This is a genomic window from Arcobacter venerupis, from assembly GCF_013201665.1.
In the GTDB taxonomy this organism is placed as follows: Bacteria; Campylobacterota; Campylobacteria; order Campylobacterales; family Arcobacteraceae; genus Aliarcobacter; species Aliarcobacter venerupis.
In genome coordinates, this window is sequence record NZ_CP053840.1 from 2168087 (window position 1) to 2182787 (window position 14701).

The window sequence follows — 14701 nt, forward strand, 5'->3', positions numbered from 1 at the left end:
CTTAATAAACCCAAACTTCATTTTCAATAAAAATATATTCTTCACTTGATAATTCATATCCAATATCATATGAGGCAACTATATTTTCAAGAAATAAAGTCAGATATGAAATGGCATTATTAGCTAATATTTGATACTCAGAATTTGGATTCATAAGTATTATTTCTGCTAAATATAAATTCTTTAATTCTTCAGAATTATTTATATTTAGAACTGTTTCATATAGTATTTTTATTTTATCTTTTGATAAAATCATTCTTGTAAAAATATCAGGCTCTTTATGAATAGCTATTGCTATATCAAAAAGATCTCTGGCATTTCCAACATCACCTCTATAATAAATCTTTTTAGCAATAATCTCTTCAATAGAATCTATTATAACTTCCCTATTCCATAAATGTACCTTTAAATATGGATTGTATGATTTTTTTATTACATCAAAAAATTGTATTTTTGAATTTTCATCTATAATAATTTCTGTATAAATATCATTATGTCTGAAATTTTCGTCATAACCTATTGAGTTCATTTTAGATTTTATTTCTTGACTCCAATTTGAAGGTTTAAGTAAATGTGTTCTATTTTCTTTATCATAAATGAAAATATCAATATCAGTTGAATATCTATGATTCCAATAATATACAGCCAAGGCTGTACCTCCACCTAAAGAAGAGACTTCTTTTAAATTATTTTCTTCTAATAATTGAAAAGCTACATCAAACATTTCTTTTTGTTTAAAAAAATTATACATGACTTAAATTCTTTTTATTTAATATTTTTTGTAATGAAGAGGGTATAACTTTTTTATTTTCAATATTTGTAGAAATATGTTTTAATCTGAATCTTCTATCCCATTTTATTGCAATACCATTTATATTTCTAAAAGAACTTGATATATACAAATTTTTAATATCTCTTTTTGAAACATTAAAAGTTTTTACAAAATCATCTAATTCAGATGGTTCAATCTCCTTAAAAAACTTAGAATAAATAGTTTGTTCTCGTATTGTTGCATTATGGTAATTTTTGTTTGAAAAAGCTTTTTTTATTTCATCATATGAAAATTTAGATGAATTATCTATATTTCTATTTAAAATATGAAAAATCCTATGATTGTTTTTTTTTGATAATATACTTTCTACAAGCTTTAAATCAAGATTTTTAAGTAAGTCAAAAAGTTTGAATCTATTACTATTTTCTTGTTTCCAATCATTTAAAGTTGCAAAGGGTATATCTAAATAATTACTAATTTCTTTTTGTGTCATTACAACTCCTTTTATTACATTATATATGATAATCGTAATTATGTCAACATAAAAGAAAAAAATCATATATCACATTCTCTTACAATACAAAGAATAAATGTAGTAAAAGCTCAACAATTTATAAATAAAGTTGTTGAAGCTAGTAAGAAGATTTCTTTGAAGATGGGGTATCGGGAGTAAAGTGTTGGTTATGGGTTGAAACAAATATTTGAATACAATGAAATCAGGTATCTATTAATAGACTTTGTATATATTTATTCATCATTCTTATTATACGTATTTAAAATATTTTATTATTATTTATTTCTTTTGCATGGTTTATCAATCATTTGTGTGAATTTGTTTACCCAGTATATTTGTATAGTATACTTTAGATAATTCCTTTGCTCGACTTTCAATTTTATCTATTTCCCAGTCATCATTATTGTTTGTAAATTCTTTTATCCAGTTATATGATGACTTCAAGTATATTTTCTTTTTATCTGAATAGTTAAGATTATCAGCCTCATTATTAAGTCTTTGTTCTAAAATAATTAAGTTCCCAATATTACATGAGTTATTTCCACTTGATTCTGAAACAATATGTTCAATACTTCCTAAATCTGAAAATATCTCTTCTTGTTCATAAAAAGAATTCAATTTTTGTATTGCATATTTAGTTTTAACATTACTCGGATTATCTTTCTTTGTAAAAGTTAATTTTATAAAGCCATTAGAAAATTGTTCAAAGTTAGGGAATAATTTGTTTAAAAGAGTAATAAGCATAGTATCAATTAATGTGTTTACTTCAGACTTATTTTTACACTTTCTTATTTCTATTGCAAATTTTGCATAAATTGTTTCAAATCTATTTGCGGCACCACTAACAATTGAATTATATGCAAAGTGAAAGTTTTCTAAGAACTGAATAGTTTCTTTAAACTTTTTAGTATTAATTAATCCTTCATCTTTCACTTTGAATAAAGCGAGTAAAGCAATCCTAACTTGAACTATATTAAAATAATTCATTAAAATATTCAAACTCTGAACTAACCAAAAATATTCTTTTCTATTCTCATAATCCTGTCGACTTGGGTTTAAAATTTTGATATAATTTTTGGCATTATCTTCCATTTCAACTAGAAATTCTTTATATTTATCCCTATTCTGTGGTTTTATTATTTTAATAAAATCATCATATAATTTATTTGCTGAAGATTTTTTATATGTTGAAATCCAAAAATGTCTATAATATGTTGCTAGCCCAACTGATTCGTTACGTGAGACAAGAATTTTTTTGATTGCATCCCATTTTACTTCTGCATAATCAGCAGATCCCTTTTCATCTATAATTTCAAATATTTTATTTTTTATTAAATCAACATGAGATAATTGTTTACCTTTTGCATTGAGTATCTCAAATATTTTATTAGCATTTTTTTTATCTGGTGTAGAAATTGAAATAAAAGTAGTACCCAACACTTGATCTCTTATAGTTTTTAGTATTTCTTTATACTCAAGTTGATTAACATTATCACTACCTAAAGTCTTACTTAAATGTGCTCTTAACTTTTTTTCATCTAATTTATTGTGAAAATATATGAATGATTCTTTTATAACTTCTTCTTCTTCTGTTGACGGTGGTTGTTTATCTTTTTTTTCTCTATCTTGAATATAAAAAGAAAAATAAGGATAATGTGTTTTACTTTCTAAAATTCTAATATCTTCTCCATCATCATTCTGAGTCATTATATACCTAAAAACCTGTTCACTTAATACATCTTCACCAATTTCACGAAACCTATCCGAAAGTGCTGAAAATAATATAGTAATTGATGTAATACGTTGTTGCCCATCTACTACATATATATTGCTATCTAGATTATTTGATTCAGAATAATCTCCAATAAAAAGCATTGTTCCTAAAAAGTAATTATCAGATATTAATTTATTATCTTTTATTGAAAGGCAATTTAGCATATCATCAATGAATTCTTGATAGTTTTTTTTATCCCATGAATACTCTCTTTGAAATCTAGGAATTATAAATTGACTTCCTGATATAAGTAGTGATTTTATAGTTTTATCTTTTGGTTTAATATTCATGGTTTTCTTACCTTATGTAAATTTTATTCCGTTAATATAGTTAACTAAAAATAATTATATATAATTATTTATTCGTAATGCATTTTATATAAAGTAGCCTTAAATTAGTAATATTAATAACAAAATATTGTTTTTAATTCTCTTGAAGAACAAGTTCTTCGCTTTTCTTACTTTTTAGTTGGAAAAAGTAAGACTTGTGATTGCACGCTCTTTGAGAAAAAGTAACCAGACAAATTGTTGAAGGCAAAGCTACCCTACAGTTATATATTTATTTTCAGCCCTGCTTGTGCTTGCACTCTCTTTGAAAAAACTCGCTAAAATGACCATTTAGGTCATTTCTTAACGCTCAAACAGTTTCGGGCGTAACCGAAAATAAATATCTAACTTCCGGCTTCAACAAAGTCTGGAAATCCCTGTAGTTCAAACTATCTTTTTTAAATTGAATTTAGAAAAGTTGCAAGTGCATAAATAAAAAATGTAAATGTCTTTATCCTCATATTCCAACATCTGCAGAAGCTGAACGTTTATTTTTAATTTCGGAAAAAGCTGAGGACTGTTTGAATAAAAAAGAGTGACAAATTCACTCTTTTTTATGAGTTCCGCAAGCTAGAAATTAAAAATAATAAGAGAGGGAACCCAAAGGGCTTCGAAGCCGTTGGTGGTTTTGCTTACTTTGTCCATACAAAGTAAGAAGAAGCAACAACCTTAATATATAATTTTAGTATGAAGTCCAATCGAGGACAAGAGGAACGAGAGAAAAGATATTTATGAGATAAAAGAAAGAGTAAAAACTACTCTTTACTTTTATTTATTATCTATATAGCCCTCTTCCTCAGTTTTAATCATTTGATTTAAAATTCGTCTAGCTTTTCTTCCACCTGCATCTATATCTAAGCTAATTAAACTTTTATCTGGAAATCTTGCTAGGTTTTGTTGTTGGTATTCTAAAATTTCTAAATCTTCTTCAAAAATTCCACCTTGTCCTTTTAAGATATCCTGTGTTAGTTGTTCATTTGTTGGATTAAAATTTCTTGCCATTCCCCAAAAATACCACATTGTTGTTTCACTTTGTGGTGTCATAAAATCAATAACAGTACATCTAACTTTGTCTTCTTTTGGTGCATCTTTTCCACCTTTTCCCTCTAGCGCAACTCCCACATCTATAAATACAGCAGCTGGTGGAACAAATTTTGATTTTTGCCATCTATCAACTCTTTGTGTTGGATCTAGATTATTATTTTTCATACAAAATGCCCAAAAAGGTGGTGCGATTATATTGTGCATATATCTACTTGTAACAATATATCCATCTTCTTCTTCAGTTATAACTGGGCTTTCATCTATTTCTTCTTGACCAATACTTGTTCCATGAACATATTTTTCGTGGGTTAAATCCATCAAGTTATCAATCATAAATCTATAATCACATTTAATATCAAATACTCCACCTGCAAATGCCCATTCTGGATTATTTGCCCATTCAAGTAGTGGAATTAAAGACTCATCAGCTTTATCTTTTTTTCCTGGCCATATCCAAATAAAACCATATTTCTCAACTACTGGAAAATATCCAATACATGGTATTTTTTTAGGATTTTGTTCTGGCATATCAATTACTTGACCTTTACAACCAACTTTTAATCCATGATAACCACAAACAATTCCATCATCTTCTAAATAACCTAAAGATAAAGCAGCACCTCTGTGAGGACAGAAGTCTTCAAGAGCTACAACTGTTCCATCATTTTTTCGATGGAATACCATATTAATATTACATATCTGACGAGCAAAAGGTTTATCTTTTAATTCATCCGAAGTTAGAGCTACATACCATGCATTTTTTGGAAACAATCCATTTTTTTGTGCCATATTAAATCCTTATTTTAGTCCTTTTTATAAAAGGAAATTTATTATTTATTTTCTAACCAATTTCTAATTGCTTTTGATACAGCTATTGGTTGTTCAACTGGTGCCATGTGACTTGCATTTTCAATTATTGCTAGCGTACTATTTTCTATATACTCTTGCATTTGTTCATGCTGAGAAATTGGACTCCATTTATCTTCTGTAGCACTTAATAAAAGTGTTGGAATATTAATTAATGGTAAAAGTATTTGTGCATCTGGTCTATTTATAAGTGCATGAATTTGTTTAAAAAAATCTTCTTGACTATATGAATTTGCCATTTTTTCAAGTTTTTCCATTAAAAGAGTATTTTCTAAACTAGATTTGCTCATCATAGGAGGAAGCCACTGTTTTACAACAGATTTTATCCCCTCATTTTTAGCTAAATCCAGAAGTTTTTGTCGTCCTTGCACTTCTGCTTCACTTTTACTGTGAACTCCTGTATTAAAAAGCCCTATTTTTGTGATTCTGTTTGAAGCTTGATTAAAAACCTCTAAAGCAACTCTGCCACCCATTGAGTGACCTATTAAAACAAACTTTTGAGGAGCTGTATCTAATACTCTTTTTGCCATTTTTTCAATTGAATCACAACCTTGAAATGAGATAATTGAAACATCATAAGTATTTTCTAACTCTTTTGAAACATCTTCCCAAACTGTTTCATTACATAATAATCCAGAAAGAAAAACTATTGATTCTTTAGTTTCCATATCTAAATCCTATTACTTACTATTATTGATTGCTTTTCTTGCTTCATCAACAAGTTTTTGCCCATCAATACCTTTTGCATCTACTTCTTTAATCCATCTTTGAACAACTCTCTGCCCTGCTTCATCAAACTCTTTCATTGCATCTGCACTTAAAGTTGTTACATCTGAATCACTTGATTCTTTTTGCATTTGAATTCCTGGTTTTTCAAAATCCATCCAAAGTTGACCAACTTTTTTTACCATTTCAATATCAAGACTTTTTTCAATAATTTCTTGTAAATCTTTTGGTAAAGAATTAAATTTATCTTTATTCATTAAAAGCATAAATACAGAAGTTCCAAATCTTTCCCCATCATATCCCTCAATTGAATGTTTAGTTAATTGTTGAATTTTAAAAGCTGGGAAAATTTCAAAAGGTACAAAAGCTCCATCAATTGCATTTTTTGATAAAGATTGTGGTAAATCTGGCAAAGGCATTCCAACAGCTTCAGCACCTAATTCTTCAATCAACCAACCACCAGTTCTTGATGGTGTTCTAATTTTTAAACCTTTTAAATCCCCAACAGAAGTAATTGGCTTATTAACTGTATGTAAAGCATTTCCAGCATGTACATAAATCATTAGTGGTTTTACATCTTTATAATCATCTTTAATTAAATCAAAATTTTCTTTTATTGCAACAGATGTTGCAACAGAAGAACCTTTATGAACAGTTGGTAATTCAAAAACTTCAGTTCTTGGGAAAACTCCTGGAGTATAACCTGCTAATGTCCAGATAATATCAACTGTTCCATCCCTTGATTGTTTATAAAGTTCATTTGGTTTTCCACCTAAACTCATTGAGGGGAATACTTCAACTTCAATTCTTCCATTTGACATTTTTTTCAAATTTTCAGCCCATGGCAAAAGAAATTTTGTATGAGTAGGTGCATTTGGACTATGTAAATGATGAAGAATTAATTTTATTGGTTTTTCATCTTTTGCTTGTAAAAATGTACTAAAAACTAACAAACCTATAAATAAACAACTTACTTTTTTTATTAAATTTTTCATTTAAATCTCCTATTTTAATTTTTTCTTAGTAAAAAGCCATCAAAGAACTTTTCCAGTTCTTCATATGCATCAAGTGGTAAAATATGCGCTACATATTGATCTGGTCTGATAATTAAAATACAACCTTTTTCTTTACTTATACCTCTTAAATCAAAAATATCTTCTTGATTTTTAGAATCTATTGAATAAATTTTTTCATAATCTATAAGACCATATTTTCCAACATTAGGTTTTAATAATGGATGCATATCTTCAAATCTTAAATCATAATGTTTTTGTTGAAAAATACCATAAAGACTAATAAGCGAATCAATATCTTCATTTTTTGCTGTATATTTTACAATAGGAGAATTTGGTGATTTTGCTAAATAGTCACATAGTTTATATATAGTAGAGTCAGTACTCATAGGATCAGAACCATCTGCAAATGCAAATAGTCTCCATTTTGCATCAGTTTTAGTAACATGTCCTAAGTGAACTGTTTTTGCATCACCTAATCTTATAACAGTTGCTGAATGAAATCTTTTTCCTATTTCAATCTTAGTTGCTAAATTTTGATATGTAGCTTCACCCGTTAATAAAGATGGAGTATATTGAACAGATAAACCAGCTGTAAAAGTACCACCTTTAAGAAATTGCCCTTTAATTCTCTCAGCAGCATCAGCAAAAGTTTCATTATCATCTAAAGGTGCACCCATAAATCTTGACCATTTATGATCATATTCAACTAATCCTCTAGCTACAGCTAATCTCTCCCCTGAATAAGTATGTAATAATTTTTCATCACTATTACCTAAAAGAACGGAAATTAATTTCCATCCTAAATTGAAAGAATCTCCCATAGATACATTCATTCCTTGTCCAGCTTTTGCGCTATGTGTATGACAAGCATCTCCTGCAATAAAAACATGTGGCATTCGAGAATCCATTTCATCTTCTGGAACATCATCAAATTTATCAGTCACACTATGTCCCACTTCATATACAGTCCACCAAGATACTTCTTTAGATTCAAATTCATATGGATGAAATATTTTTTTTGCTTTTTCAATTAGGAAATCTAAAGTAATAGATTTACTATCTCCTCTTTTTTCAATTTTATCAAGTGAAATATATAAACGTACTAAATGTCCACCCTCTCTAGGAATAATAATAATATTTCCTTCTTCTGACTTTATAATACTTTTATAATGAATATCAGGGAAAGTAGTTAAAGGTAATATATCTACTACTCCCCAAGGTTGATTAGCATAATCACCTATTAGTTCTCTACCAATTGCTTTTCTTACAACACTTCTGGCACTATCACAACCAACAACATATTTTGTATGAACTTTTTTTATTTCTCCATTACATTCTATTGTTGCAATATTAGGATATTCACCTTCTTGGTTTATTTCTAAATTTATAAGTTTATGGCCATAATCAACTTCCAATCTAGAAGCTGATTTAGACATAACTTCCAAATACATATCATGTACACGAGCTTGATTAAGAACAATGTGTGGCATTTCAGAAATACCTTTTTTAACATCATTAACTCTAGCTGTTCTTGTAATATTCGCTACATTTTCTGGATCTGGTACCCAAAATGTAGTTTCATTTACATGATACCCCTCATTCATAATTTTATAAGCAAACCCAAAAGCATTAAACATCTCCAATGAACGGCATGATAACCCATCAGCTTGTCCAAGTATCATTCGAGATTCTTTTTGTTCTATTATACGTGTATTAATTTGTGGGAAAGTTGCAAGTTGTGCAGCCATGTTTAGTCCTGCTGGCCCGCTTCCTACAACTAAAACATCAAGCTTTTCAGGTAAAGTACCTTGTCCTGATTCTCGTCCCTTTGCTGGTTTAAATGTTTCTGGATCTCCTCCATGAAAACCATCTGTATGAAATTGCATTGTATGTCCTTTTTTGTAAATTTATTAAAAACATATTATTAGAATAGTTGTATATACAACTATTTTTATAATAAAAAAGCAACAATAAAATTGTTGCTTTTTTTATTTATTAGAAACTATAAGTTAAATAAAGTTTACCTATTGTCATTTTATCGTCTGTATTAACTTTCTCACTATCAAAATCAATTTGTGCAACTTGTAATCTTGCAGTTAATTCTTTTGTTAAGTTATATTTTAAATCAGCCATAATTTCTACTGCACCATCCATATCAGCGCCTCTTGAAGTATTTATTTTACCTTGCTCAGTTTGAGAATATTTAGAAATTGCAAATAGTGTAAATACATCTGGAATTAATTTAGGAATTAACATAAGAGATGTTGAACTTTGTCCTGCATAAAAGTTATCAGTGAACATTTGTCCACCATTGTATTTAAATAAGTTAGGTACATGCCCTAAATTTCCTATAAAGTCACCATCATCACCTACTTTTGTATATGCAACTTTAAATCCAGTTTCACCTATTTTACCACTTAATTTAACACCATACATATCAGTATCATTTTTATCAAGTAATTTAGTAGCACCTGTTGATACTGTGCTATCATAATCAGCAGCAGAATAGAAACTTCCAATTGATAAAGGCATTCCAACAGGTAATTTATAATCAAATGCACCATAATAAACTTTATATGACCCATTTGTAGCTACAGGTGCGTCATTTGGATTACCTTCATCATCTCTAACACCTAAATATTGTCCTTCTAAAGTTAAACTTTCAATACTTGTGTTTTTTACATATAAAGATAATGTTGGTTTTTTCCAGTGAGTAATTCTATCATCACCCTTAGCATCATCTGACGCAGATGTATCAGCAGAATATCTTTCAATCCAATCTTTTAAAACATACATTTTAATTTCTGTATTTGATAAATCTTTATTTACAACAGACAATCCATTATAAGTATCTACCATTGGATTTACATCTGAATAAGACATTAATGGAGTAGAAATTAATTGTCTACCAACTTTTGCTTCTGTATTTCCTGTTGCATATGAAACATTTGCAAGATAAAGATTTGATCCCTCTTGTGTTACCCTATTTTCTCTTTCATTATAAAATTTAGGTGCATCAGCAGCTGCACTGCTATCTTCAAGGTCTAAACTATGTCCAGCTTGAAAACCAACTTCAGCTTTGAAACCTTTAAAATCAGCTGTTTTATAATTCAACATTAATGCTACAGCAGAAGAATTCGCATTGTTATACGGTCCAGCTTCTGTATTGTCTGAATATGAACTCATAACAGTAACTGATCTAATTTGACCACTTACTTTACCACTTGTTATTGCTTCTTGTAAAGTTGTTGCATTTACACTAATTCCTAGAGCACTAACCGCAGCTAATGCAAAACATGTTTTTCTTAGATTTCTCATTTTTTTCCTTTTTTTTGATTTTCGAACACTTGTGCAAAACTATAACATGCTTATTTTTAAAGTTCGCTTAACGAACATAAGTTCAAATATTGCTTAGAGTAGCATTAAAATAGCATTTTTTATAGAGATGCTTGAATTTTCGTACTTGATTTATTGTTCTTATTATTAAGTTATTATTAAGATATTTTTTTAATTCTAATTTTTTTGTAAAAATTAAGATTTTTTGACAAAAAGAAGAATAATCGAAAAATTTATTGATAGAAATTGGATAGTTTTATATAAGAAAAAGTTGAAATTAGAAATGAATATATAATTAAAGAATATAAACTCTAAAAGAGTTTATATATCTTTTTATTAATTCCCTGCAAGCCAATGAGGCATAAATAATGATAACCATGGAAGGAAGAGTAATACTCCAATTCTTATGATTTCTGCTCCAACAAAAGGAATAACCCCTTTGAATATCTCAATCATAGGAACTTTTTCTGATATTTTTGAAATAATAAATACATTTAATCCAACAGGAGGAGTAATTAAACCTAACTCAACGGATATGAGAGCCAATATACCAAACCAAATTTTTAAATCTTCATTATTCATTCCGAATCCAGCAGTTGCAGCTGTTACATATTCTCCACCATTAATACTTACAAGCACTGGCCAAATAAATGGAATAATTACAAGAATCATGGCCATTGAATCCATAAAGAACCCAAGAATAATAAAAATGATTAAAATCCCAATCAGAACCATCCAAGGATTAACATCAACCGTCATTGCCCACTCTGCAATAGCTTGAGGAAGACCAGAACGTGTAAAAAATCCTTTTAAAACCTCTGCTCCAAATAGAATATAATAAATCATAGCACTTGAAACTGCTGTTTCAACCAAACTATCTTTTAATCTTTTAAAAGTTAATCCCTCGCCTTTACCATATCGTATTCTTTGATAAAGACCATACATCGCTATAATAAATACTCCTGCAGCTGCAGCTGGAGTTGGTGTAAATAAACCTAATCCAAGTCCTAGAATAATTGAACCAAAAGTTAAAACAACTGGTATCAATCCTAAGAATGCCTTATTTCTTTCTTCTTTACTTAAAGGCTCAGATGCAGGCCCTAATTCTGGTTTTATTCTTACTTGAATAATAATAACCATAATAAAAAACAATACAGCTAATAATCCAGGAAGAATAGCTGCTTGAAACATTTCAATAATTGAACCCTCAACAACAATTGCATATAAAATTAATGCAATAGATGGAGGAATTAAAATTCCAAGTGTTCCACCAGCTGCTAATGTTCCAGTTGCTAACCTTGGAGAATAATTTAATTTTTCAAGTTCAGGTAATGCAATTTTTCCCATAGTTGAAGCTGTTGCCAAAGATGAACCAGAAACTGCCCCAAATCCTGCACAAGCACCAATTGCAGTAATTGCAACTCCACCTCTAAATCTTCCAAATATTGCATTCATACCTATAAATAAAGCTTGTGCAAGTTTTGTATGACTCGCTAGATATCCCATAAAAATAAATAAAGGAATAACTGAAAGCTCATAGTTTGCTAGATTTTCCCAAAGCAAACTCTTATATTGCATAATATACGGTTCAAATCTTATATATGGAACATATATAGAAAGAACAAAAGTTCCCACGATTCCAGTAAAAGCCATAGCGAAAGCTACTCTTGCTTTTAATACTAAAAGAAAGAAAAAGAAGATAAGTCCAACTAATCCAATTAACTCTTTATCACCCATCTAATTTTCCCCCTTTATGTAAAAATATTTGAAAAAACAATACAATTGACCATAATCCAAGTGAAATAATCCCTGGAATGTAAAAAGGCCATTGTGCCCAACCTAATGTTGTCGCAACTGAGCCATCACTAAAAGATTCAGTCATTCCCATAAACATCAATATTCCTAAAAATATAACAAATATTAATGTACAACTTAACCATAAAATATCTAGTATTTGTTGAAATTTTGGAGAGAATTTATCAGCAAAAAAATCAACTGCCACATGTCCCCTTTGAGCCTGAGCCCAAGGGAAAAACATTAAAGCAATACAACTTGTCAATAATCTCACCAAATCTTCATAACCAGTTAATCCAGATATATTAAAATCAAATAACCTTGTAACTTTATCTAGACCAAAAGCAGTAATATTAATTACTGTTGTTCCTATAATTATTATCAACATTATTCCTGCTAAATATACCCACCAAAGACAAATTGTTCTTAATCTGTTTTCCATATATATTCTTAATTTTGCTTGCATATATCAGCCTTTTTATTTACTACTAGCAGAAATTGCCTCTCTTGCAGAATCTACAAGTTTTTGACCATCTATACCTTTTGTTTTTGCTTCTTCTACCCATCTTTGAACAACTTGTTCTCCAGCTTTATTAAATTCAGCCATTGCATTAGAATCTAATTTTATGATTTCTCCACCTTTTGAATCTTTTTGCATTTGCATTCCAGGTTTTTCAAAATCCATCCAAAGTTGTCCAACTTCTTTAACAGTATTCATATCAACACTATCTAATAAAACTTTTTGTAACTCTTTTGATAGTGAATTAAATCTATCATTATTCATAAGAAGCATAAATACAGAAGTTCCAAATCTTTCACCTTTTTCACCCTCAATTGAGTATTGAGTTAATTGAGCAAATTTATATGCTGGAAAAACTTCAAATGGAACAAGTGCACCATCAATAGCATTTTTTGATAAAGCTTGTGGTAAATCAGGTAAAGGCATACCAACAGATTCTGCACCCATAGCTTCAATATACCAACCAGCAGTTCTTGAAGGTGCTCTTAATTTTAAACCTTTTAAATCTGACATATTTGTTATTTTTTTATTAACTGTATGAAGTGCATTTCCTGCTGCTGCATAAACTAATAAAGGCTTTACATCTGTAAAATCATCTTTAATTAAATCAAACTTTTCTCTCATAGCAATTGATGTTGCAACAGCATCACCAATATGCACAGTTGGTAATTCAAAAACTTCTGTTCTTGGGAAAACTCCTGGAGTATAACCGGGAAGTGTCCAAACTATGTCAGCTGTACCATTTCTAACTTGTTTATAAAGTTCATCTGGTTTTCCACCCATACTCATTGATGGGAATATCTCAATTTTTAATTTTCCACCCGATGCTTCTTCAATTTTCTTAGCCCATGGCTCAAGAAGTTTTGTTTGTAAAGGTGCTTTTGAACTCATAAAATGATGTACTGTAATTACTTCTACATCATCTTTCGCAAATAATGAATTTGCAGACAAAATAGCTCCTACAAATAAAAATGCACTTTTTGTAATAATATTTTTCATAAACTCTCTCTCCTTAGTTTTGATTAAAATAAGTTCCTTGATTAAATAAGAACCCAACATATATTCTTTAAATTTATTTCATTTTCTTTTCAAGTAAATCAAGTATTTTCATTGCTGATAATGCTTGTTGAACACTTGCATTTGGTTCTCTTTTTTCTTTAATTGCTGATATAAATTCTCTATCTTGAAGTTCAATCCCATTCATCGAAACTGCAACTTTTGAAACATCAATTTGTTCTTCTTTTCCTGTGAATAAATCATCATATCTAGCAATAAAAGTCCCCTTATCACAAATATATCTAAAGAATGTACCTAGTGGCCCATCATTGTTAAATGATAATGATAAAGTACAAAGTTTCCCACTTGCTGTTTTAAGACCAATACTCATATCTAAGGCAATTCCAAGTTCTGGATGAATTGGCCCTTGCATTCCTTGAACTTCAACTATTTCTTCACCAGTTTGATAAGCAAATAAATCAACTGTATGACAAGCGTGGTGCCATAATAAATGATCAGTCCAAGATCTAGGTTCACCTAAAGCATTTGTATTTGTTCTTCTAAAAAAGTATGTTTGTACATCCATTTGTTGAATATTTAATTCACCTGCTTTTATTTTATTATGAATATATTGATGTGATGGATTAAATCTTCTTGTATGTCCAGCCATTGCAACAAGTCTCGTTTTCTTTTGAACATCCACAATTGCTTGTGCATCTTCTAAAGTATCAGCCATTGGAATTTCAATCATTACATGTTTACCAGCATTCATCAAAGCAATTGCTTGCTCTGCATGGATTTGAGTTGGACTTGTGATGATAGCTGCATCAAAATCATATTTTAAAGCATCTTCTAAAGTTAATGTATAATTTGGAACATTGAATTGCTCAGCTACTTTTTTAGTACCCTCTTCTCTTCTTCCAACTAAACATACAACTTCTACATCTTCAATATTTGAAAGTGCATCAAGATGTTTTTTACCAAATGCACCATTTCCTACTACACATATTTTCATT

At 29.3% G+C, this 14701-nt stretch carries 12 protein-coding genes; all 12 read right to left on the bottom strand.

What is annotated here, in order from left to right; translation table 11 throughout:
- Position 1: 1 nt before the first annotated feature.
- The 12 genes from AVENP_RS10810 to AVENP_RS10865 all read right to left on the bottom strand — a co-directional run bounded on the left by AVENP_RS10810 (position 2) and on the right by AVENP_RS10865 (position 14700).
- A complete protein-coding gene (locus AVENP_RS10810; RefSeq protein WP_128359415.1) occupies positions 2 to 751 on the bottom strand; it encodes a nucleotidyl transferase AbiEii/AbiGii toxin family protein in 750 nt (249 codons plus the stop codon).
- Positions 744 to 1265 carry a hypothetical protein gene (locus AVENP_RS10815; protein WP_128359414.1) on the bottom strand — a complete coding sequence of 174 codons (522 nt, stop codon included), beginning with the start codon at positions 1263 to 1265 and terminating at the stop codon, positions 744 to 746. The genes AVENP_RS10810 and AVENP_RS10815 overlap by 8 nt, the downstream gene beginning before the upstream one ends.
- 321 nt (positions 1266 to 1586) lie before the next feature.
- Positions 1587 to 3350, bottom strand: coding sequence for a DUF262 domain-containing protein (locus AVENP_RS10820; RefSeq protein WP_128359413.1), 1764 nt, complete (start codon positions 3348 to 3350; stop codon positions 1587 to 1589).
- Positions 3351 to 4154: 804 nt separating this feature from the next.
- Positions 4155 to 5219 carry an aromatic ring-hydroxylating dioxygenase subunit alpha gene (locus tag AVENP_RS10825; protein ID WP_204514128.1) on the bottom strand — a complete coding sequence of 355 codons (1065 nt, stop codon included), beginning with the start codon at positions 5217 to 5219 and terminating at the stop codon, positions 4155 to 4157.
- Positions 5220 to 5260: 41 nt separating this feature from the next.
- On the bottom strand, positions 5261 to 5965 hold the full coding sequence (locus AVENP_RS10830) for an alpha/beta fold hydrolase (protein ID WP_128359412.1): 705 nt from the start codon (positions 5963 to 5965) through the stop codon (positions 5261 to 5263).
- Positions 5966 to 5977: 12 nt separating this feature from the next.
- Positions 5978 to 7018, bottom strand: a complete 1041-nt coding sequence (locus tag AVENP_RS10835) for a TRAP transporter substrate-binding protein (protein WP_128359411.1) — start codon at positions 7016 to 7018, stop codon at positions 5978 to 5980.
- Between the two features lie 14 nt (positions 7019 to 7032).
- Positions 7033 to 8925 (bottom strand): FAD-dependent monooxygenase, encoded by a 1893-nt coding sequence (locus tag AVENP_RS10840; protein WP_128359410.1) that lies wholly within the window; start codon positions 8923 to 8925, stop codon positions 7033 to 7035.
- Positions 8926 to 9034: 109 nt separating this feature from the next.
- On the bottom strand, positions 9035 to 10357 hold the full coding sequence (locus AVENP_RS10845) for an OprD family outer membrane porin (protein WP_128359409.1): 1323 nt from the start codon (positions 10355 to 10357) through the stop codon (positions 9035 to 9037).
- Positions 10358 to 10711: 354 nt separating this feature from the next.
- Positions 10712 to 12112 carry a TRAP transporter large permease gene (locus AVENP_RS10850; protein WP_128359408.1) on the bottom strand — a complete coding sequence of 467 codons (1401 nt, stop codon included), beginning with the start codon at positions 12110 to 12112 and terminating at the stop codon, positions 10712 to 10714.
- A complete protein-coding gene (locus tag AVENP_RS10855) occupies positions 12105 to 12635 on the bottom strand; it encodes a TRAP transporter small permease (RefSeq protein ID WP_128359407.1) in 531 nt (176 codons plus the stop codon). Before AVENP_RS10855 ends, AVENP_RS10850 begins: the two co-directional genes overlap by 8 nt.
- A gap of 12 nt (positions 12636 to 12647) precedes the next feature.
- The gene (locus AVENP_RS10860; protein WP_172664292.1) at positions 12648 to 13688 is read right to left on the bottom strand and encodes a TRAP transporter substrate-binding protein; all 1041 of its coding nucleotides are present in this window, start codon (positions 13686 to 13688) and stop codon (positions 12648 to 12650) included.
- A gap of 73 nt (positions 13689 to 13761) precedes the next feature.
- Positions 13762 to 14700, bottom strand: coding sequence for a Gfo/Idh/MocA family oxidoreductase (locus tag AVENP_RS10865; RefSeq protein ID WP_128359405.1), 939 nt, complete (start codon positions 14698 to 14700; stop codon positions 13762 to 13764).
- Between the last annotated feature and the right edge of the window lies 1 nt (position 14701).

Excerpts from the sequence above, each read along its gene's own strand:
- AVENP_RS10810 (WP_128359415.1), bottom strand. The coding sequence starts at position 751 with ATGTATAATTTTTTTAAACAAAAAGAAATGTTTGATGTAGCTTTTCAA.
- AVENP_RS10815 (WP_128359414.1), bottom strand. The coding sequence starts at position 1,265 with ATGACACAAAAAGAAATTAGTAATTATTTAGATATACCCTTTGCAACT.
- AVENP_RS10820 (WP_128359413.1), bottom strand. The coding sequence starts at position 3,350 with ATGAATATTAAACCAAAAGATAAAACTATAAAATCACTACTTATATCA.
- AVENP_RS10825 (WP_204514128.1), bottom strand. The coding sequence starts at position 5,219 with ATGGCACAAAAAAATGGATTGTTTCCAAAAAATGCATGGTATGTAGCT.
- AVENP_RS10830 (WP_128359412.1), bottom strand. The coding sequence starts at position 5,965 with ATGGAAACTAAAGAATCAATAGTTTTTCTTTCTGGATTATTATGTAAT.
- AVENP_RS10835 (WP_128359411.1), bottom strand. The coding sequence starts at position 7,018 with ATGAAAAATTTAATAAAAAAAGTAAGTTGTTTATTTATAGGTTTGTTA.
- AVENP_RS10840 (WP_128359410.1), bottom strand. The coding sequence starts at position 8,925 with ATGCAATTTCATACAGATGGTTTTCATGGAGGAGATCCAGAAACATTT.
- AVENP_RS10845 (WP_128359409.1), bottom strand. The coding sequence starts at position 10,357 with ATGAGAAATCTAAGAAAAACATGTTTTGCATTAGCTGCGGTTAGTGCT.
- AVENP_RS10850 (WP_128359408.1), bottom strand. The coding sequence starts at position 12,112 with ATGGGTGATAAAGAGTTAATTGGATTAGTTGGACTTATCTTCTTTTTC.
- AVENP_RS10855 (WP_128359407.1), bottom strand. The coding sequence starts at position 12,635 with ATGCAAGCAAAATTAAGAATATATATGGAAAACAGATTAAGAACAATT.
- AVENP_RS10860 (WP_172664292.1), bottom strand. The coding sequence starts at position 13,688 with ATGAAAAATATTATTACAAAAAGTGCATTTTTATTTGTAGGAGCTATT.
- AVENP_RS10865 (WP_128359405.1), bottom strand. The coding sequence starts at position 14,700 with ATGAAAATATGTGTAGTAGGAAATGGTGCATTTGGTAAAAAACATCTT.